The 19,436-nt window shown below is 68.1% G+C and carries 20 protein-coding genes; 7 read left to right on the top strand and 13 right to left on the bottom strand.

The genetic code is table 11. The features are described from left to right. Positions 1-75 precede the first annotated feature (75 nt). Positions 76-285 carry an ornithine acetyltransferase gene (locus U5771_RS16945; protein ID WP_006497729.1) on the bottom strand — a complete coding sequence of 70 codons (210 nt, stop codon included), beginning with the start codon at positions 283-285 and terminating at the stop codon, positions 76-78. Positions 286-537: 252 nt separating this feature from the next. Here U5771_RS16945 and U5771_RS16950 point away from each other — a divergent pair, with 252 nt between their 5' ends. Next, positions 538-2,247 (top strand): glutamine--tRNA ligase/YqeY domain fusion protein, encoded by a 1,710-nt coding sequence (locus U5771_RS16950; protein WP_322025032.1) that lies wholly within the window; start codon positions 538-540, stop codon positions 2,245-2,247. A 131-nt stretch (positions 2,248-2,378) separates the two neighbouring features. Here the strand turns inward: U5771_RS16950 and U5771_RS16955 are convergent, their stop codons facing one another. From U5771_RS16955 to U5771_RS16965, 3 genes are all read right to left on the bottom strand, one after another. Then, complete coding sequence (locus U5771_RS16955; RefSeq protein ID WP_322025033.1) at positions 2,379-2,849, bottom strand: NUDIX hydrolase; 471 nt, start codon at positions 2,847-2,849, stop codon at positions 2,379-2,381. A gap of 11 nt (positions 2,850-2,860) precedes the next feature. Next, positions 2,861-3,247: a hypothetical protein gene (locus U5771_RS16960; RefSeq protein WP_322025034.1), complete on the bottom strand. Its 387-nt coding sequence runs from the start codon at positions 3,245-3,247 to the stop codon at positions 2,861-2,863. A gap of 126 nt (positions 3,248-3,373) precedes the next feature. Further along, positions 3,374-4,732 carry a cytochrome-c peroxidase gene (locus tag U5771_RS16965; protein WP_322025035.1) on the bottom strand — a complete coding sequence of 453 codons (1,359 nt, stop codon included), beginning with the start codon at positions 4,730-4,732 and terminating at the stop codon, positions 3,374-3,376. 221 nt (positions 4,733-4,953) lie between these two features. Here U5771_RS16965 and U5771_RS16970 point away from each other — a divergent pair, with 221 nt between their 5' ends. Continuing rightward, a complete protein-coding gene (locus tag U5771_RS16970) occupies positions 4,954-6,540 on the top strand; it encodes an acid phosphatase (protein ID WP_322025036.1) in 1,587 nt (528 codons plus the stop codon). 112 nt (positions 6,541-6,652) lie between these two features. Here U5771_RS16970 and U5771_RS16975 read toward each other — a convergent pair whose 3' ends face one another. Genes U5771_RS16975 through U5771_RS17000 form a run of 6 tightly spaced genes read right to left on the bottom strand, consistent with a single transcriptional unit; the run spans position 6,653 to position 12,315 of the window. After that, entirely contained in the window at positions 6,653-8,131 is a 1,479-nt protein-coding gene (locus U5771_RS16975) for an alginate export family protein (RefSeq protein WP_322025037.1), read from the bottom strand. Continuing rightward, on the bottom strand, positions 8,128-8,826 hold the full coding sequence (locus U5771_RS16980) for a YoaK family protein (RefSeq protein WP_322025038.1): 699 nt from the start codon (positions 8,824-8,826) through the stop codon (positions 8,128-8,130). Before U5771_RS16980 ends, U5771_RS16975 begins: the two co-directional genes overlap by 4 nt. Then, positions 8,823-9,737, bottom strand: coding sequence for a glyoxalase (locus tag U5771_RS16985; protein WP_322025039.1), 915 nt, complete (start codon positions 9,735-9,737; stop codon positions 8,823-8,825). Before U5771_RS16985 ends, U5771_RS16980 begins: the two co-directional genes overlap by 4 nt. 53 nt (positions 9,738-9,790) lie before the next feature. After that, the gene (locus U5771_RS16990) at positions 9,791-10,237 is read right to left on the bottom strand and encodes a DoxX family protein (RefSeq protein ID WP_322025040.1); all 447 of its coding nucleotides are present in this window, start codon (positions 10,235-10,237) and stop codon (positions 9,791-9,793) included. 1 nt (position 10,238) lies between these two features. Next, a complete protein-coding gene (locus tag U5771_RS16995; RefSeq protein WP_322025041.1) occupies positions 10,239-12,128 on the bottom strand; it encodes an amidohydrolase in 1,890 nt (629 codons plus the stop codon). Positions 12,129-12,147: 19 nt separating this feature from the next. Further along, the gene (locus U5771_RS17000) at positions 12,148-12,315 is read right to left on the bottom strand and encodes a DUF1427 family protein (RefSeq protein ID WP_096506909.1); all 168 of its coding nucleotides are present in this window, start codon (positions 12,313-12,315) and stop codon (positions 12,148-12,150) included. Between the two features lie 102 nt (positions 12,316-12,417). Between U5771_RS17000 and U5771_RS17005 the strand changes: the two genes are divergently transcribed. Continuing rightward, positions 12,418-13,341, top strand: a complete 924-nt coding sequence (locus U5771_RS17005; RefSeq protein ID WP_322025042.1) for a LysR family transcriptional regulator — start codon at positions 12,418-12,420, stop codon at positions 13,339-13,341. Between the two features lie 94 nt (positions 13,342-13,435). On the opposite strand, the gene U5771_RS17010 is transcribed toward U5771_RS17005, so the two are convergent. Continuing rightward, positions 13,436-14,122: a hydrolase gene (locus U5771_RS17010; protein ID WP_322025043.1), complete on the bottom strand. Its 687-nt coding sequence runs from the start codon at positions 14,120-14,122 to the stop codon at positions 13,436-13,438. Positions 14,123-14,401: 279 nt separating this feature from the next. On the opposite strand from U5771_RS17010, the gene U5771_RS17015 reads away from it, so the two are divergent. The 4 genes from U5771_RS17015 to U5771_RS17030 are packed head-to-tail and all read left to right on the top strand — an operon-like array spanning position 14,402 to position 17,635. After that, a complete protein-coding gene (locus U5771_RS17015; RefSeq protein WP_322025044.1) occupies positions 14,402-14,662 on the top strand; it encodes a XapX domain-containing protein in 261 nt (86 codons plus the stop codon). 34 nt (positions 14,663-14,696) lie between these two features. Continuing rightward, entirely contained in the window at positions 14,697-16,277 is a 1,581-nt protein-coding gene (locus tag U5771_RS17020) for a sodium:proton antiporter (protein WP_322025045.1), read from the top strand. A gap of 49 nt (positions 16,278-16,326) precedes the next feature. Beyond that, a complete protein-coding gene (locus tag U5771_RS17025; RefSeq protein ID WP_322025046.1) occupies positions 16,327-16,719 on the top strand; it encodes an OsmC family protein in 393 nt (130 codons plus the stop codon). A 31-nt stretch (positions 16,720-16,750) separates the two neighbouring features. After that, positions 16,751-17,635 (top strand): pirin family protein, encoded by an 885-nt coding sequence (locus tag U5771_RS17030; protein ID WP_322025047.1) that lies wholly within the window; start codon positions 16,751-16,753, stop codon positions 17,633-17,635. 62 nt (positions 17,636-17,697) lie between these two features. On the opposite strand, the gene U5771_RS17035 is transcribed toward U5771_RS17030, so the two are convergent. Both U5771_RS17035 and bcsG read right to left on the bottom strand, forming a co-directional pair. Then, positions 17,698-17,892, bottom strand: coding sequence for a hypothetical protein (locus U5771_RS17035; RefSeq protein WP_322025048.1), 195 nt, complete (start codon positions 17,890-17,892; stop codon positions 17,698-17,700). Further along, positions 17,874-19,427, bottom strand: a complete 1,554-nt coding sequence (bcsG, locus tag U5771_RS17040) for a cellulose biosynthesis protein BcsG (protein ID WP_322025049.1) — start codon at positions 19,425-19,427, stop codon at positions 17,874-17,876. The genes U5771_RS17035 and bcsG overlap by 19 nt, the downstream gene beginning before the upstream one ends. Positions 19,428-19,436 lie beyond the last annotated feature (9 nt).

Raw genomic sequence — 19,436 nt, forward strand, 5'->3', positions numbered from 1 at the left:
TGCGGCGGATGGATCGGTCGCGACGCGCTGCGCACGCGATCACGACCGGCCGGCGCTCACGCGCGCCGGCGTCGATCAGCGCACGCCGGCGCCGACCAGGCCGCCTGCCGCGGCGCCGGCGACCGTGCCGACCGGGCCGCCCGTGATCAGGTAGCCGAGCGCGCCGCCCGCGGCCGCGCCGATCCCGGCGTTACGCTGCGTGTGCGTCATCGCACATGCGCCGAGTTGCGACAGGGCCGCGACGATGACTGCGGTACGAACGAGAAAAGTGGTCTTCTTCATGATGATTGTTGGTGTCCTCCCGCCAGGCAAAAAATACGAATGGCGGCATTGAATCGGTAAAGCCATCATAGGAAAACCCGAACGCGCGCGGCAATCCGATTTACGTCGTGTTACAGCCGACACATTATCGAGATATTGCGATCCGCGGCGCGAGCCGCCCGCCCGACGCCGCAACCCGCGCGGGACGGACCCCGGTCAGGTAGAATTACAGGATTAAACCGGCGCGACGCGCCGACACAACCTGACGCCAACCGCATGAGCACCGAACGTAACGACGCCCCCGCGGCTTCCAATTTCATCCGCAACATCATCGACGACGACAACCGCACCGGCAAATGGAGCGGCCGCGTCGAGACGCGCTTTCCGCCCGAGCCGAACGGCTATCTGCACATCGGCCATGCGAAGAGCATCTGCCTGAACTTCAGCGTCGCGCGCGACTACGGCGGCGTGTGCCACCTGCGCTTCGACGACACGAACCCGGAAAAGGAAAGCGTCGAATACGTCGACTCGATCGTCGACGCGGTGCGCTGGCTCGGCTTCGACTGGCGCAAGGATGCGGTCGATCACCAGTACTTCGCGAGCGACTACTACGACAAGCTGTACGAATTCGCCGAGCTGCTGATCCAGCGCGGCAAGGCGTACGTCGACAGCCAGAGCGCCGATGAAATGCGCGCGAACCGCGGCTCGCTGACCGAAGGCGGCAAGCCGTCGCCGTTCCGCGACCGTTCGCCCGAGGAAAACCTCGACCTGTTCCGCCGGATGAAGGCCGGCGAGTTCAAGGAAGGCGAGCACGTGCTGCGCGCGAAGATCGACATGGCTTCGCCGAACATGAACATGCGCGACCCGGTGATCTACCGGATCCGCTACGCGCACCACTACCGCACCGGCGACGCGTGGTGCGTGTATCCGATGTACGACTACACGCACTGCATCTCGGATGCGCTCGAAGGCATCACGCACTCGCTGTGCACGCTCGAGTTCGAGGATCATCGCCCGCTGTACGACTGGGTGCTGAACGAACTCGCGGAAGCCGGCATGTTCACGCGCCCGCTGCCGCAACAGATCGAATTCTCGCGCCTGAACCTCACGTACGCGATCACCAGCAAGCGCAAGCTGCTGCAGCTCGTCACCGAAGGTCACGTCGAAGGCTGGGACGACCCGCGCATGCCGACGATCGTCGGGATCCGCCGCCGCGGCTTCACGCCGGAGAGCATCCACCTGTTCTGCGAGCGGATCGGCGTGACGAAGGTCGATTCGTGGATCGACATGAGCGTGTTCGAAGGCGCGCTGCGCGACGATCTCGACGACAAGGCGCCGCGCTCGGTCGCCGTGCTCGATCCGCTGAAGCTCGTGATCGACAACTATCCGGAAGACCTCGAGGAAGCGTGCACGGCCCCCGTGCATCCGCATCACCCGGAGCGCGGCGTGCGCACGTTCCCGATCTCGCGCGAGCTGTGGATCGAGCGCGAGGACTTCGTCGAGAACCCGCCGAAGGGCTATTTCCGGCTGTTCCCGGGCAACAAGGTGCGCCTGCGCTACGGCTACGTGATCGAATGCACGGGCTTCGACAAGGACGCCAACGGCAACGTGACGGCCGTGCACTGCAACTACTTCCCGGACAGCAAGTCGGGCACCGAAGGCGCGAACACCTACAAGGTCAAGGGCAACATCCACTGGGTCAGCGCGAAGCATGCGCAGGCGGCCGAAGTGCGGATCTACGACCGGCTGTTCAAGGAGCCGCACCCGGACGCGGGCGGCGCGAACTTCCTCGAGGCGCTGAACCCGGACTCGAAGAAGATCACGCAGGCCTACGTCGAACCGGGCGCCGGCGACGTCGCGCCGGAAACGCGCCTCCAGTTCGAGCGTCACGGTTATTTCGTCGCCGACCGTGTCGATTCGAAGCCGGGCAAGCCGGTGTTCAACCGGATCGTCGGGCTGCGCGACAGCTGGGGCAAGCCGGCCTGACGGCCTGCTCCGCGCGCGGCGCGGCGGCCTGGCGCCGCCCGTCGCGTGATGAAAAAAAACGGCCTTCGGGCCGTTTTTTATTGCGTGCGCGGAAATACGCGGAGATCGCGCGGCCGCGCCGGCCGCCGCGCTCACGCGCCCGCCAGCCGCCGGTGCAGATCCGCGAGCGACAGCGTCGTGCGAAACAGCCGCGCGAGGCTGCGGCTCGCATACGCGTCGACGTCGCCGGGTGCGGTCCAGCGATACGCGTCCATCTCCGGAATCAGCGAGCCGTCGCGACGGCTCGGGAACAGCGACGTGCACGTGCAGTGCGCGGGATCGATCTCGTCGTCCGCGACCTGCACCGCGAACAGGTGCAGGTCCTTGTCGTGACGGTATGCGAAGCGGCCGAGATCGAGCAGCCGCGCCGGCGCGAACTCGATGCCGGTTTCCTCGCGCAGCTCCCGCAGCGCCGCGTCGGCCGGCGACTCGCCGGGCTCGCCCTGCCCCTTCGGGATGTCCCAGTGCGTGGTATCCGTCGCGTGCGCGAGGAAGACGCGTCCGGACCCGTCGAGAATCACGACGCCGCACGATACCGTGCGCGGCGCACCGCTGCGCTTCATTGCACGCGTGCTCAGCGCTTCTGCAGTTGCCACTTGCCCGCGGCGGTCTTGCAATAGACGGGCTTGAGCGTCAGCGTCTGGCCCTTCGCGGAAATGTCGGTGGCGATCTCGCGGCAGGTCTTGCCGTCGCTCTCGGACGTCGACGGCGTGAGCTTCGCATCGATCTGCGTGCCGCGGCCGCTGCTCTGCCAGGTCGTGGTCTCGCCGTCCTTGCCTTCGTCGCGCACCTGCGCCACGGCCTTGGCCAGCGACGCGCGGTCGGTCTTGCTGAAGTAGGCGAGCGGCGTGTCGTTCAGGAAGCCCAGGTTGCTCTGTGCGTGGGCGGGCAGCATCGCGGCTGCGCACGCGGCGCCGGCCAGCACGCGCGTGACGACGGAAAGGGATGCACGCATCGACATGTGTTGTTCTCCTTGGATGTTCGATCAACGGCATGGCGCGCGGCCGGCGAACCGGCGGCCGGCGATCCGGCACGCGCCACGCCCGTCAGCCCGCGAGCATAGCATGCGTGCCGCAACGCACGTCGTCTAGCGCGCCGCCGACGTGGCCGCCGGTTGATATCCGTCGGTCAGCGTGTTCAGGAACGCGATCACGTCCTTGATCTCGGCCGCGTTCAGTGCGGGCGCGTCGCCGCGCTTGCGGTCGAACGGCGGCTCGCGGTTGATGTTCGGCCAGTAGCGCTTCGGCAGGTCGTCGTAGACCTGCACCTTGCCGTGCACGACCGGATAGAACTTCTCCGGATGGATGTCGCGCTCGACGTAGAAACGCATCACGTCCTCGAGCGAGTGGTACACGCCGTTGTGGAAGAACGTCTTGCGCAGCGCGACGTTGCGCAGCGACGGCGTGCGGAACAAGCCGCAGAATTCGTCGCGGCCCTTCAGGTCGGTGCGCTCGGGGCCGCACGCGCCGAGATCGAAGAAGCGCGGATCGCGATTGACCGGCAGCGCGCGGTTGCGCGGCACCGCGATCGCGATCAGGCCGAAATCGCTGAACTGCGGCGGGCCGCCTTCGAGCGTGCGCTGGCTCACGTGACAGCTCGCGCAGTTGCCCTTCTTCTCGTCGTTGAACAGCTGCAGCCCGCGCAGCTCCGCGGGCGTGAGTTGCGCGTGTCCGGCAAGATAGGCGTCGTACTTGCTGGTGTACGGATCGAACAGCGCCGGCTGCTGCTGGAATGCGTCGAGGGCGCGCAGCACCGCACCGAACGTCGCCTGGTCGTCGCCGAGGACCCGATCGCCGAACGCCTTGCGGAACGCGTCGGCATACGGCGCGGCGCGAACCGCCTTCGCGACTCGCGCCGGCGAGCTGCTCATCTCGAATGGCGACGTGAGGGGGATGCGCGCCTGCGCATCGCGCGTGTCGACGCGACCGTCCCAGGTCAGCCCGCCGGTCGGGCCCGCGTCGATGCTTTCGTCGCCTTCGTCCGGTGAATCGTGGAAGTGCTCGCTGAACGGAGGAATGCCGCGCAGGTACTTCAGCGACGGCACCGCACGAAAGCCCGTGCTGTGCATGTCGTCGCCGCCGAGCTGTGCCGACAGCGCGTTCGGCGGCCCGAACGCATGCTCGGCGCTATGGCACGACGCGCATGCGAGCTTGCCGGACCCCGACAGCGACGGATCGAAGAACAACTGCTTGCCGAGCGCCGTCATCTGCTTCACGCCCTCGAATACCTGCGCGCGCGTCTGCGGCTGGCTGGCCGGCGCGACCGCCGGAGCGGCCGGAGCGGCCGGAGCGGCCTGTGCCGCCGGCACGACGGAGGCGGCCGATGCATCGGCACCGGGGCGCGCATCGCAACCGGCGAGCGCCGCGAGCCCGCCGACCAGCGCCAGCGTCGCCGCGGCGGGGATCAACGATCGCGCGGACGCGAAGGATTTCAGAAGGCTGTGCATCGTCGTTCTTCTTGTAGCGGTGGGCAATCGGCCGGAGCTTATGTCAGTTGCGTGACCGTTGCATGACGTTCGACCGACAGTCAATTGAAAGCGCCCCTACACCCGCCTGTCAAATCGGTTCCAGATAATTCGCGCAGCCGGTCGGTGCCCGAAGGTCCCCGCGCTGGCCCTACACCACCGCGATTCCCACACGCGACATACGACGAAAGAGAGAACATCGCATGAAGAAGCACGCCTGGATTCGTTACACGCCGATCGCCCTCGCGGCCGCGCTCAGCCTGACCGCCTGCGGCGGCGACGATGTCACGCAGCAAGGCCTGTCGGCCGTCAAGAACGTCGTCGTGATCTACGCGGAAAACCGCAGCTTCGACAACCTGTACGGCAACTTCCCGGGCGCGAACGGCTTGCAGAACGCGACGGCGGCGAACTCGGTGCAGAAGGATCGCGACGGCTCGACGATGGCGACGCTGCCGAAGATCTGGGGCGGCCTGACCGCGACCGGCATCACGCCGGCGGTGACCGAGGCGATGACGGCGAACCTGCCGAACGCGCCGTTCGCGATCGACGATCCGAACGGCTTCAACCAGTCGATGAGCATCGCGACGCGCGACATCGTGCACCGCTTCTATCAGGACCAGATGCAGATCGACGGCGGCAAGAACGACATGTATGCCGCATGGACCGATGCGGGCGGCCTGACGATGGGCCACTACACGGCGGATCCGTCGAAGCTGCCGCTGTGGAAGATCGCGCAGCAGTACGTGCTGGCGGACAACTTCTTCATGGGCGCGTTCGGCGGCTCGTTCCTGAACCACCAGTACCTGATCTGCGCGTGCGCGCCGTTCTACGCGAACGCCGACAAGAGCCCGGCGGCCGGCAAGATCGCCGTCCTGAACGCCGACGGCAAGTCGCTGAAGGTCGCCACGAACTCGCCGGCCTCCGCGCTGAGCGGCGCACCGAAGTTCGTCAACGACGGCGCGCTGACGCCTGACTTCTACGGCGTCAACACGATGCAGCCGGCATACCAGCCGAGCGGCAACAAGGCAGCCGCGGGCGGCGACCCGCTGCTGGCCGATCCGGCCAATGCGTCGACGATGCCGCCGCAGACGGCAACCAACATCGGCGACCTGTTGACCAACGCGGGCGTGTCGTGGGCATGGTACGGCGGCGCATGGGGCCAGGCGCTGCAGGCGAGCCAGAGCGGCACGTCGAACGTGATCTACGGCGCCGACCTCTCGACGCCGAACTTCCAGCCGCACCACCAGCCGTTCAACTACTTCGCGAACCAGGCACCGGGCACCGCGAGCCGCGCGCAGCACCTGCTCGACGGCGGCGCGAACGGCGCCGAGTTCATCAAGGCGATCGACGCGGGCACGCTGCCGCAGGTCGCGTTCTACAAGCCGCAGGGCAACCTGAACGAGCACCCGGGCTACACGGACGTCACCTCCGGCGACCAGCACATCGCCGACGTGATCGCGCACCTGCAGGCAAGCCCGCAGTGGAAGAACATGGTCGTGGTCGTCACGTACGACGAAAACGGCGGCTTCTGGGATCATGCCGCGCCGCCGACCGCCGATCGCTGGGGCCCGGGCACGCGCATTCCGGCGCTGATCGTGTCGCCGTACGCGAAGAAGGGCTTCGTGGATCACACGCAGTACGACACGGGTTCGATCCTGCGCCTCATCACCCGCCGCTTCTCGCTGCCGCGCCTCGCGGGCCTGCAGCAGCGCGACGACGCGCTGAAGGCGAACGGCGCGCAGCCGATGGGCGACCTGACGAACGCGCTCACGCTGTCGCCGAACCTGTAACGGCATCACCGCGAACGGGCCGGCCGCGCGGCCGGCCCGGACGAACGAACGAACGAAGGGCGGCCCCGCGGGGCCGCCCTTTTTCATGCGCGCGCATTGCCGCGCGGCCGCGTCACCAGCCGTACTTCAGCTCGACGCCGACGTAGTCCGCGTTGTGTCCGCCCGCCTGCCGGATCGCGTCGCCGACCTGGAAGTGCACGGCCTCGACCGAGCCGATCAGGTTCGCGGCCATCGTCCAGTCCGCGCGCAGCTGCACGTACATCCCCGTCCACAGGCCGCCCTTGCCGGCCGTGCCGGGCACCGGGATGTTCGGCTGCTGATAGACGGCGTCGCCGGTCGTCTCGCGCCACTGGAAACCCAGCGCGCCGAGCAGCGACAGGTTCGCCGACGGCTTCAGCGTCACGGACGGCTTCACGTGAATCAGGTTCGCATAGCTCGTGTAACCGGCCAGCGTGAAGTAATAGCCGTTCGGAAACAGCGGATTGAAGGTGCCGACGCGGCCGTCGTGCGGATGCCGGTCGCCCGACGCCGCGTCGACCTGCAACGCGACGCGCGGCGACCACGGCGCATCGAGCCGGTAGCCGGCGATCGAGCCGACGGCCCACGCACCGATCGTGTTGCCGCCGACCGTGCCGGTCTGCAACATCGTCTCGAGATCCCAGTCGAAACGGCCCTGCGTGCCCGTGTAGCGCAGGTCCCACACGTCGCGACGCTCGCGGCCGCTCGCATCGAGGAAGCGCGCGTTGCTGCGGTTGTAGCGCGACCAGTAGCCGGACAGGTCGCCCGGCCCGACCGACTGCCGCTCGAAGCGCACGCCGCTGAACGTGAGATCGCGATTGGACACGTCGTCGAAATCGGACGCGTTGCGGTTCTGCACCGGCTGCGTCGCATAGCCGATGAAGCGCCACTTCCCGTATTCGTAATCGGCCCAGACCGCATCGAACGCCTGCCGCACGTTCGGGCCGTCACGCGTGGCGATGAAGCGCTGCAGGTCGAACGCCATCTCCTGCCGGCCGACGCGGAACTTGAACGTGCCGCCGCCGAGCGCACCCGTGTAGGTCGCGAACGCCTGTTCGAGATCGAGCGGGTTCTTGTCGACCGGCGACACCGTGTTCTTGCCGAACGCACGCGCGTCCTGCAATTGCACGAAGAACTGCCAGTGCTGGCCGAGATGCGCATCGGCGTGCACTTCGACGCGCTGGATCAGGTACGTATCCGATTGCGCGGAGCCGATCCCGAACAGCGGCGCGTCGTTGGTCTCCAGCCGCTCGCGCAGATTCACGCCGAGCGATAGATAGGAGGCCGGATCGTTGCCGAGCGGAATGTATTTCAGACCGTCGAGCGGCGCGCGCGGCACGCACGGATTCGCGAGCACCGACCAGTCCTCCTGCCAGCGATTGAACAGCACCGTCGGCCGCTTGGCCGTGCAGGTCGATGCGGTCGCATCGCCGGGTGTCGATGCCGCTGCCGTTTCCGCGAACGCCGCGTCGGCGCCCGCGAACAACAGTCCCGCGACGATCGACACGCGCGCAGCCTGCTCGAAGCCGCGACTGCAGTGTCTGCCTCGTCTCCCCTGGCCCCGGTCGATCATGCGCGCTCCTGCGTGGCGGCTCCGGCCGCTTGCGCCGCACACAGTGCGAGCGTCGCGAGCGCGCCGACGGGCACGAGCAGCGCCAGGAACCCGACGTAGCGGAACCCGAGCGCACCGCACGCCGCGCCGAGCGCGAACGCGACGATCGCCGGCAGCATCTTGCCGAACCGGGCCCGCGCCGCCGCGCGTGCGGCATCTGCCGTGCCGGCCGACAGCAGGTCGACGACGTCGAGAATCGCTTGCGTCACGTTGCCCGTCATCACCGTGTTCGGCACGCCGCCGGCGCGCGGAATCACGCGCGGATGCGCGTTCTGCACGCCCATCGCGAACGTGCCGACGATGCCGGCCACCAGCGCCGGCAGGCTGTCGGGCTGCGTGACGGGCGTCGCCCACACGCCGGCCGCGCAGAAGCCGAGCAGCAGCACGGCCTGCACCGCGTGCAGCGTGCGCATGCCCTGCCAGGCGGGCCGCCCGGACATCGACCGCGCGATCAGGCTCGCCGCGATCACGCCGCACACGAACGCGGGAAACACACTGAGCTTCAGCACGACACCCTGGCCGAAGCCCGCGATGCCCGCGCCGATCAGCACGAAGTTGCCCGTCACGTGCGCGGTGAACAGCCCGAACAGCGCGACGAAGCTCAGCGTGTCGACGAAGCCGGCCACCGCGGCAAGAATCGTGTCCTCGTGCTTCATCGCGCCGCGCTCGCGTGGATCTCGGCGACGTAGCCGCCCGGGAACTGCACGAGCGCCGCGTCGCGGCCGTCCGATGCGAACGGCGGCACGAGCACGGTCACGCCCGCGGCTTCGGCGTTCTTCAGCGTCGCGGCGAGATCGGGCACGTCGTAGCCCGTCATCTCGCGCCCGAACGGGTAAGGCAGGTGGCCGTCCGTCACGAGCACGGTCATCTTGCCGAAGCCCGATTCGATGCGGATCCGGCGATACGTGTCGCTCGGCCGGCCGATCTCGACGCCCGGCGCCTTCAGGTTGTCGGACACCACCTTGCCCTTCGAGAACTTGACGAAATCGTGCACGAACTTGCGTACGCTTTGCGGCGACACGTAGACGCGATTCTCGGGGATGGTCTGCAACGCGTCGTAGTTCGGCGCCTGGGTATGCCAGTAGAGCTGCATCTTCACGCCGCCCGTCCACGCAATGATCGCATCGCGGCCGATCGGATCGGGGAACGTGTCGACGATCACGTCGGCGCCGTGCTCGCGCGCCGACTTCACCGCGACGTCCATGTCCGTGACGAGATAGCCGTTGCGCTCCGCGCAGAACGGATACGGGATCGGCGTCTTGAAGCCGAACACGGAGATCGTGCCGACCGGCGTCAGCACGAGCTGCGACATCGTCTGGCTCGGCGTCGGCGTGACCTGGAACACGCCCTGCTTCGACTTCTTGCCGCCGAACGTCGCTACGAAGCTGTCGGTGAAGCGGTCGAAGTCGTCGGGCGCGACGCACACGTGCGTGGTGTCGTACTGCGGACCGACGGCCACCGTCGGCGCGACCGCGGGCGGCACCGGCGGTTTCGCGAACGCGGCCGGCGCGGCGGCGAGACCGCCGGCAATCGCAAGCGCCAGCCACGCGGAACGAAGGGTTTTCATCACGGATATCCTTGTTGTTTCATCAAATGGTGCAGCGGCTCGGGCGATCCCGGTCACCCGCGGCCGTCGCCGGCCGGTTGCCGCGCATCGTCGAGCACGGTCGCGAGCACGAGTGCCGCGATCAGCCCAAGATGCTCGAAAAAGCTGTTGAGCGCCATGAAATGTTCGGCGCCCGAGCGGTTCCAGAAATCGTTCGCCACGACCATCGCGACGAGCGTCAGCATGCCGAGGCTGCCGGCGCCGAGCCACGTGAAGCGGCGAAACACCACGCAGAGCGAGCCGGCGATCTCGACCGCGATCGCCAGTGCCGCCCACAGCTCGGCCGGATGCAGGCCGAAATGCGCCTGCTCCGCGACCGCGCCGTCGAAGTCAAGCGCCTTCGCGACGCCGCCGAGCAAATAGGCGGACACCAGCGCGAGGCGCGCGAGCGGCAGGACCCACGGCTGCGCCAGCAGCGCGCGGATCCATGCCGGGTTGCCTTGGACGGTGCGCGCCGTCATGTCAGACCGCCCAGCACGAACAGCCGAACGCGCCCCAGAAGCCCTTCGCGTCCGACGTCGGCAACGCACGGCCCCACGCGCCCGCATGCGCATGGCCGTGCACGCCGCACGCGCTCGCGCAGCCGCACATCGCGGCGGCGGCGGCCCGTTGCAACGGCGCGCCCTCTCGCTGCGTCGCGCCCCAGCCACCGTAACCGCCGTACGCGCGCACGGGCGACCAGTCCGGCATCGCGGGCGGAATCGGCGCGTCGTGCGGCGCGAACGGCCCCGCGCCCCAGACGATCCGGCCGCCGACCACCGTCAGCAATGCAGTCGTGTCGGCGATATCGTCCTCCGCGCAGGTGAAGAAATCGCGATCGGGGACCATCAGGTCGGCGAGTTGCCCGACCGCGATGCGCCCCTTCTTGCCTTCCTCGTTCGAGAACCACGTCACGTACTCCGTCCACATCCGCAACGCCGTCTCGCGATCGAGCAGGTTGCGCTGCGGATACATGCGCATCCCGCCGACCGTCCGGCCCGTCACGAGCCACGCGAGCGACACCCACGGGTTGTACGACGCGACGCGTGTCGCATCGGTGCCGGCCGACACCTTGAGCCCCTTGCCGAGCATCTTCGCGACCGGCGGCGTCGCCTCGGCCGCCTGCGCGCCGTAGCGCTCGACGAAGTATTCGCCCTGGTACGCCATCCGATGCTGCACCGCGACACCGCCGCCGAGCGCGGCGATCCGGTCCATCGACTTTTCGGAGATCGTTTCGGCGTGGTCGAAGAACCAGTTCAGCCCTTCGAGCGGGATATCCTTGTTGACCTTCTCGAACACGTCGAGCGCGCGGCTGATAGTTTCGTCATAGGTCGCGTGCATGCGCCACGGCCAGCGGTTCTGCGCGAGCACGCGCACGACACCCTCGAGATCGTCCTCCATCTGCGCGGGCAGGTCCGGGCGCGCGACGCGGAAGTCCTCGAAATCGGCCGCCGAGAACACCAGCATCTCGCCCGCGCCGTTGTTGCGGAAATAGTCGGTGCCGTCGTGGTACTTCGTGCTCTTCGTCCAGTTCACGAAGTCTTCCTTTTCCGCATTCGGCTTCTGCGTGAACAGGTTGTATGCGATCCGGATCGTCATCTCGCCCGCGTCGTGCAGCTTGCGGATCACCTCGTAATCGTCGGGGTAATTCTGCGAGCCGCCGCCCGCGTCGATCACGCCGGTCACGCCGAGCCGGTTCAGTTCGCGCATGAAATGGCGCGTCGAGTTGTACTGGTACTCGAACGGCAGCTTCGGCCCTTTCGCGAGCGTCGCGTAGAGGATCGTCGCATTCGGGTTCGCGAGCAGCAGGCCGGTCGGATTGCCGGCCGCATCGCGCAGAATCGTGCCGCCCGGCGGCTCGGGCGTGTCCTTCGTGTAGCCGACCACGCGCAGCGCGGCCGCGTTCAGCAACGCGCGGTCGTACAGGTGCAGGATGAACACGGGCGTATCGGGTGCGGCCGCGTTGAGCTCGTCGATCGTCGGCAGCCGCTTCTCCACGAACTGGTGTTCGGTGAAGCCGCCGACCACGCGCACCCACTGCGGCGCGGGCGTAATCGCGACCTGCTGCCTGAGCATCTCCATCGCGACGGCGAGCGAGCGCACGCCGTCCCAGCGCAGCTCCATGTTGTAGTTCAGGCCGCCGCGAATCACGTGCGTGTGGTTGTCGGTCAGGCCCGGCAGCACCGTGCGGCCGTCGAGGTCGACCACCTTCGTCGCGCGGCCCGCGAGCGGCATGACGTCCGCGTTGCTGCCGACCGCGACGAAGCGGCCGTCCTTGATCGCCACCGCGGTGGCGACGGGGTTCGCACGATCGAGCGTCGTGACGCGCCCGTTGTGCAAAATCAGATCCGGTTGAGTATCGGTTGCGCTCATTGACATTTCCTCGATGCAGTCAGAAGCCGAGCCAGTGACGCACGGGCCCGATGGCCTGCGCGCCGATCAGCATGCCGGCGAGGCCGATCAGCGCGATCAGCGGCGGCGCCGGCGAGCGCACCTTGATCACGCTGTACACGACGCCGATCAGCACGCCGGCCGCCAACGACAATAGATAAGATTCCATAACGATTTTTCTCCCGGCCGGATTAGAATGGCCCGCATCGCGTCGGCCGCCTGTTGCGCCGCCTTCGCGTCCACTTCGCTTTCCTGCCACCCTGTCCCGACCATGCAACATCTTCCTGATCTCGAAGCCTGGGCCATCTTTGCGCGCGTCGCGGAGACCGGTTCGTTCGCGAAAGCCGCGGACCTGCTCGGCGTCTCGCAACCGACCGTGTCGAAGGCCATCGCGCGCCTCGAAAAGCGCCTCGGCACGATGCTGCTGTACCGCACGTCGCGCAAGCTGTCGCTCACGCCGACCGGCGAACTGCTGCGCGATCGCGCGATCCGCCTGCTCGCCGATGCGGAGCTGATCGAGAACGAGGCCACCGCGCAAGCGCTCGAACCGCACGGCCTCGTGCGCGTGAACGCACCGATGTCGTTCGGGCTGCGCCATCTGTCGCCGCTGCTGCCCGCGTTTCTCGAACGCTATCCGCATGTCGACATCGACCTCGTGCTGACCGATCACATCGTCGACATCGTGTCCGGCGGTTTCGACGTCGCGATCCGCATCGCCGAGCTCAGCGATTCGTCGCTGCGCTCGCGCCGCCTGTGCGCGGTGCGTCGTCCGCTCGTCGCATCGCCCGCGTATCTCGACCGGCATGGCCGGCCCGCGCATCCGCGCGACATCGAACAGCACGTGTGCCTCACCTACACGAACCTGCCGACTCCCGAGTACTGGCGCTTTCGACAACCGGCATCGGGCGAGGATTTCGGCGTCAACGTGCACGGACGCATCCGCACCAACAATGCCGACGTCATCGTCCCCGCGCTCGTCGCCGGACACGGCCTCGCACTACAACCCGAGTTCCTGGTATGGGACGAGCTGCAGCGCGGCGAGCTCGAGGAAGTGATGCACGACTGGAAGATCGCCGACATCAACGTCAACCTCGTCACGCCGCCCGGCATGCTGCGCGCCGCGCGCGTGACGGTGCTGCTCGAATTCCTCGCCGAGCATTTCTCGCACGCGCCATGGGCGCTGCCCGAGGCCTGAAGGCACGGCGGCCGGCACACGGATGCCGCACGCCGGCCGCGATGCCCGCGGCCGGCGGCCCGTTGGTCCGTGGGCCCGTTGGTCCGTTGATCCGTTACTTCGCCGGGACGGCCGCGATCGACTCGTGCGGCGTGGCGGTACGCTGCGCCGCCTTGTGGACCATCGTGTACGCGTAGTCGACGCCCATCCCGTACGCGCCCGAGTGCTCCTTCGCGATCGCCATCACGGCGTCGTACGTCTCGCGGTGCGCCCAGTCACGCTGCCATTCGAGCAGCACCTGCTGCCACGTGACCGGCACCACGCCGGCCTGCACCATCCGCTGCATCGCGAAATCGTGCGCGGCCTGCGACGTGCCGCCCGATGCGTCGGCGACCATGTAGATCTCGTAGTCGCCTTCGAGCATTGCGCAGAGCGCGAACGTCGTGTTGCACACTTCGGTCCACAGGCCCGACACGACCACCTTCTTGCGGCCGTTCGCGGCGAGCGCGTCGCGCACCTTCTGGTCGTCCCACGAGTTCATCGACGTACGTTCGAGCGTCTTCTGGTTCGGGAACACGTCGAGCAGTTCGGGATAGGTGTGCCCGGAAAAACTCTCGCTTTCGACGGTGGTGATCGTGGTCGGGATGTTGAACACCTTCGCCGCCTTCGCGAGCCCGACGACGTTGTTCTTCAGCGTCTGGCGATCGATCGACTGCACGCCGAACGCCATCTGCGGCTGCTGGTCGATGAAGATCAGCTGGCTGTTGTGCGGAGTGAGTACTTCAAGCTTCGGGTTGCTCATGGCGTGAATCATCCTGTGTACGGAAAAAGGAGCCCTGCCTCGCCGCGGATCGCGGGAGGGTTCGAGCGGACGGCACGCCGGATCCGTGTCGTCCGGCCCGGATTATTTAAACCGCAATCCTTCAGTACGAACACCCAAGAAACGGAATCACTCGGATTCCAGAATAGGAGGCAAAACAAGGGCAATCCGCCCTTTTTTTCCTCACGTAAACCCGATACGCTTCCAGGACCTCGACGATGCACTCGTCGCGACCCGCCGTTCGATCACGAGACGCCCATCATGAAATCCTATGTCCTGTCGCTGCTCGCCGGCATCCTCGCCGGCGTCATCTACGGCGCGCTCGGCGTGAACTCGCCCGCGCCGCCGATCATCGCACTCGTCGGCCTGCTCGGCATGCTGGCCGGCGAACAGATCCTGCCCGTCGCGCGGCGCATGCTCGCGGGCCACCGGCTGAACGCCGCATGGCGCGACGCGAAGTGCAGCCAGCACATGTTCGGCGCGCTGCCGGGCGGCAGCACGAACGAACGCAAGCCGTCGTGACGCGTACGCGCCGCAACAGCCGCACGCGTCGCGCATGAGCAACGTCGAGCTGTTCCATTACCTGCTGCTGTTGATCTGCGGCGCGGGCGCGCTCACCTGGCTCGCGGAGCGGATCTCGATTCCGCCGGCCGTCGTGCTGCTGCTCGGCGGCTGCGTGGTGGCCGTCGCGGGCAAGCGCACGCCCGACATGGACCCGGCGCTGCTGCTCGCGGCCGTGCTGCCGCCGCTGCTGATGTCGAGCGGCTTCTATACGGCGTGGAAGGAGTTCCGGCACGAGCTCGCGTCGATCGCGTCGCTCGCGCTCGGCGCGGTGGTGTTCACGACGGTGGCGGTCGCGCTCGCCGTGCATGCGATGAACCCGGCGCTGCCGTGGGCCGCGTGCTTCACGCTCGGCGCGATCGTGTCGCCGCCCGACGCGGTCGCCGCGAAGGCGATCCTGCAGCGCCATCCGCTGCCCGCGCGGCTCGTCGCGGTGCTCGAGGGCGAAAGCCTCGTCAACGACGCATCCGGTCTGCTGCTGTATCAGATGGCCGTCTCGGCCGCGCTGGCCGTGACGATCACGACCGCGAGCGCCACCGGCCTGTTCTTCTCGCTCACGCTGATCGGCATCGCGGTCGGCCTCGCGTGCGGCCATGCGATGTGCTGGGTGCTGCAGCGCCTGCGCGAGCCGATGCTCGGCATCGTCGTGACCTTCGCGATGGCGTGGGGCAGCTACGGGATCGCGGAAGCCGTCCACGGCTCGGGCGTGCTGTCGGTCGTGACCTGCGGCCTCGTGCTCGGCGTGCGCCAGCATCACGTGTTCGGCGCGGACATGCGGATCAAGGCGAAGGCGACCTGGGAAGCGATCGTGTTCGTGCTCGACGCGCTCGTGTTCATCCTGATCGGCCTCGCGCTGCACGCGATCCTCGCCGGCGTGAACCACGAAGGCGCAGTGCTGATGGCCGGCCTGCGCGTCGCGCTGCCGGCGACGGCCGCCGCGATCGCCGCGCGCGTCGTCTGGGTGTTCGTCGCGATGTGGCTGCCCGGCCGCCTGCGCGCGCCGCGCGCGGGCCATGCGCCGTGGTCGTGGCGCGAGGCCGTCGTGCTCGGCTGGTCCGGCATGCGCGGCGTCGTGAGCCTCGCCGCCGCGATCGCGTTGCCGGCCAATTTCCCGGGGCGCGACCTGATCCTGTTCAGCACGTTCCTGCTCATCATCGCGACCCTGGTCGTGCAGGGCGGCACGCTCGCGCCGCTGATCCGCGTGCTGAAGCTGCGTCCGGCCGCACGGCACACGATGGCCGAGCACGCGGTGCGCGCATACACGTTCGGCGCGGCGCTCGCCGAGCTCGATGCGCGCGAGCAGCGCGGCACCGGCCTCGAACGCGCATCGCTCGACCGGCTGCTGACCGAATACCGGAGCCGCGTCGCGTTCAACGAACACGCGCACCGCGACGGCGCCGAACCCGCGGACATCCGCGCGCGGATGCTGCGCGTCGAGCTCGAGCTGGTCGGCGTGTCGCGCGACGCGCTGCTCGGCCTGCATCGCGACGGCCGGGTCGACGACGCGGTGCTGCACCGCATAGAATCCGAGCTGGATTTCGAGGAACTGCGGCTGCAGCGTCTGCTCGAACCGTGACGCCCGGCCGGCGGCCGGCCCGTCTCCCCTTTCTCCACCTGGAATTGCAATGAGCGAACTGTCCGTCGAAGCGAGCATCGGCTCGGTCGATTACCTGGTCCATTTCACCGACGGCGTCCATCAGTGGCGCGCCGACGAACCCGCGTCGCTCGGCGGCGGCGATTCCGCACCGACGCCCGTCGCGCTGCTGCTGTCGAGCCTCGGCGCCTGCACCGCGATCACGCTGAAGATGTACGCGCAACGCAAGGGCTGGCCGCTCGCCGAAGTGCATGTGAAGCTCGCGCACGAATCGGGCAGCGCGGGCAGCACGATCATGCGGCGCATCACGCTCGACGGCGACCTGTCGGACGAGCAGCGCGAGCGCCTGCTGCAGATTGCGAACGCGTGCCCGGTGCACAGGATCCTCACGCACCCGATCACGATCGACACGGCCGTCGCCTGACGCATCGCCCACCGAATACGAGAGTCTCACCATGTCCGCATCGATCAAGACCCTGCTCACGCCGCGCGAGAGCGACATCGGCAACCTCGTCGTGCGCCGCGTGCTGCCCGCGCGCGCCGCGCGCCTCGTCGGCCCGTTCATCTTCTTCGACGAGATGGGGCCGGCCGTGCTGCCGGCCGGCAGCGGCATCGACGTGCTGCCGCATCCGCACATCGGCCTCGCGACCGTCACCTACCTGTTCGACGGCACGCTGATGCATCACGACAGCCTCGGCTTCCGGCAGAAGATCGTGCCCGGCGACGTGAACTGGATGACGGCCGGGCGCGGCATCGTCCACTCGGAGCGTTCGCCCGACGAGGACCGCCCGCGTGAACAACCGGTGCACGGGATCCAGACCTGGGTCGCGCTGCCGGTCGAGCACGAGGACACCGCGCCCGCGTTCGTGCATCACGCCGCCGACACGCTGCCGTCGTTCACGCGCGACGGCGCGAGCGTGCGCGTGATCGCGGGCACCGCGTTCGGGCTCACGTCGCCGGTCGCCGTATTCTCGCCGACGCTCTATGCGTATGCAGAATTCGCGGCGGGCGGGCAACTCGCGCTCGATGCGGAACACGACGAGCGCGGCGTGTATCTCGTCGACGGCGACCTCTCGATCGACGGCACGCCGCTCGCGCCCGCGACGATGGCCGTGCTCGAACCCGGCGCGAACGTCGCGCTCGCCAGCGCGAACGGCGCACGCGTGATGCTGCTCGGCGGCGCGCACCTGCCGGGCGAACGGTTCATCGAGTGGAATTTCGTGTCGAGCGCGCGCGCGAAGATCGAGGCGGCCCGCGACGCGTGGGCCGCGCAGACCTTCGGCAAGGTGCCGGGCGAAGAAAGCGAGTGGACGCGCCAGCCGGCGCGCAAGGCGCAGTAAGCCCCGACAGCAGTCGGTTCATCGATGCACGACGGCCGGCATTCATGCCGGCCGTCGTGCGTTTACCGCTTCAGTCCCATCAGCTTCGCGAGCACCGGCCAGCGCTCGAGCGATTCGACGAACGTGCGCCGCGCCTGCTCGTCGACGTAGCGGGCCGGGTCCAGCGCGGGCAGATGCCGCGCGAGGCCGAGCACGTCGTTCGGTTGCGACAGGCGATCGTCGTCGCCCTCGCCGATGTTTATTGTTCGTCGATCCATACGCCATCCGGGGTCTTGACCGCATAGCCGGCGCTCGTCTGCATCGTCACCGTGCCTTCATTCTCGCCGACCATCCGCGTGCGCGGCAGATCGGCTGCATATTGTCCAAGCGTCACGCCCGGCTTGAACGGGCTGTTCGACACGAGGTTCGACAGCAGCTGCGCGAGCGCGAGGAAGCTCGTCGGCTGCTCGATCACGGTCGTCGTGCCGTGATCGCCGGTGAAGCCGACGAGCCGCACGCCGACCGGCCCGTGGACGACGCGCGGCGTCGGAATCTCGCGCAGGCCCGCGATCTGGTTCTTGTCGCCGCGCAACGCGGCGCCGTGCTCGGGCACGAACACGATCACCGCGCGCCGGCCCGACTGCGCGATCAGGTCGGCGAGCCGGTCGAAATCGTTCATCAGTTTGGTCGTGCGCTGCGGATACGAATCGATGCTGGTCAGCGAACTGCCCACCACGCGGTTGCCGTCGTGCAGGCTGATCGTGTTGTAGTACAGCGCGACCGGGCCCGGCACCGACGCGCGCTGCGCGTACCAGTTCGCGAGCGTGCCGTAGTCGTCCTTGATCGCCGAGCCGTCGAACGCATGCATCGCGACCGGTGCGGCCGCGTTCGAGATCATCGGTGCGTCGGGCACGCCGATGTTGTCGTGAATGACCTGCAGGAAGTTGTCGAAGTGGCCGTCGTGGTTCAGCAGCGACTGCACCGTGTAGCCGGCGGACGCGAGCTGCGAGAACAGATGGCACTGCTGCGGCGCGGGCTTGTACAGGTCCGCGTGCGCTTCCTGCCCGCAGCTCGCGCGCAGCACGCGGATCGCGGCCGGGCCGCTGTAGCTCGCCGCCGTGCTGAAGTTGTTGAACAGGTAGTCGAAGTGGCTCAGCATCGGGTGGTTGCGCACCTTCGCGGCATCGAGATCGTCCCACGACAGCGAGCAGACGTGCAGCACGATCACGTCGAACTGCGCGGCCGGATCGTTGCCGAGATGGCCGAACGCGACCTGGCGCTGCGACTCCTGCGCGCGGAACGTCGCGAGCGCGGCGTTGTGGTCCTCGGGCTGGCCGGCGCGCCCGCCCGTCGCGTCGGCCGGTTGCGGGAGCGGCGCGACGACGCGCGCCATCAGCCCGTTGCCGGCCTGCCACAGCGGCATCACGATCAGCGCGGCGAGCACGAAGGTCGCGACGCGCACCCAGCGGTTGACGATGAAATAGGCGATCAGCACGCCCGCCACCGTCAGCACCAGCACCGGCGGCAACAGGCGCGGCAGCAGCTCCATCCAGTAGTCGAGGCGGAACGTGCCGACTTCGCGCGCGGCTTCGGCGAGGCGCGCGAGCGGCGGCGCGTGCAGTTCGTGCGCCAGCAGCGGCACGGCGATCGCGATCGCGACGAGCTGCCGCACGATGCGCCACACGCGCCGCCGGATCGGCGCGCTCGCCGCGAGCGCCAGCGCGAACGCGAGGTTCGCGAGCCACAGCGGCTGCAGATGGCCGGTCGCGAACAGCGCGAACTTCAGGATGAAATACAGATTCCAGAACGTCATCTAAACCAC

This window comes from Burkholderia sp. BCC1977 (genome assembly GCF_905339595.1).
In the GTDB taxonomy this organism is placed as follows: domain Bacteria; phylum Pseudomonadota; class Gammaproteobacteria; order Burkholderiales; family Burkholderiaceae; genus Burkholderia.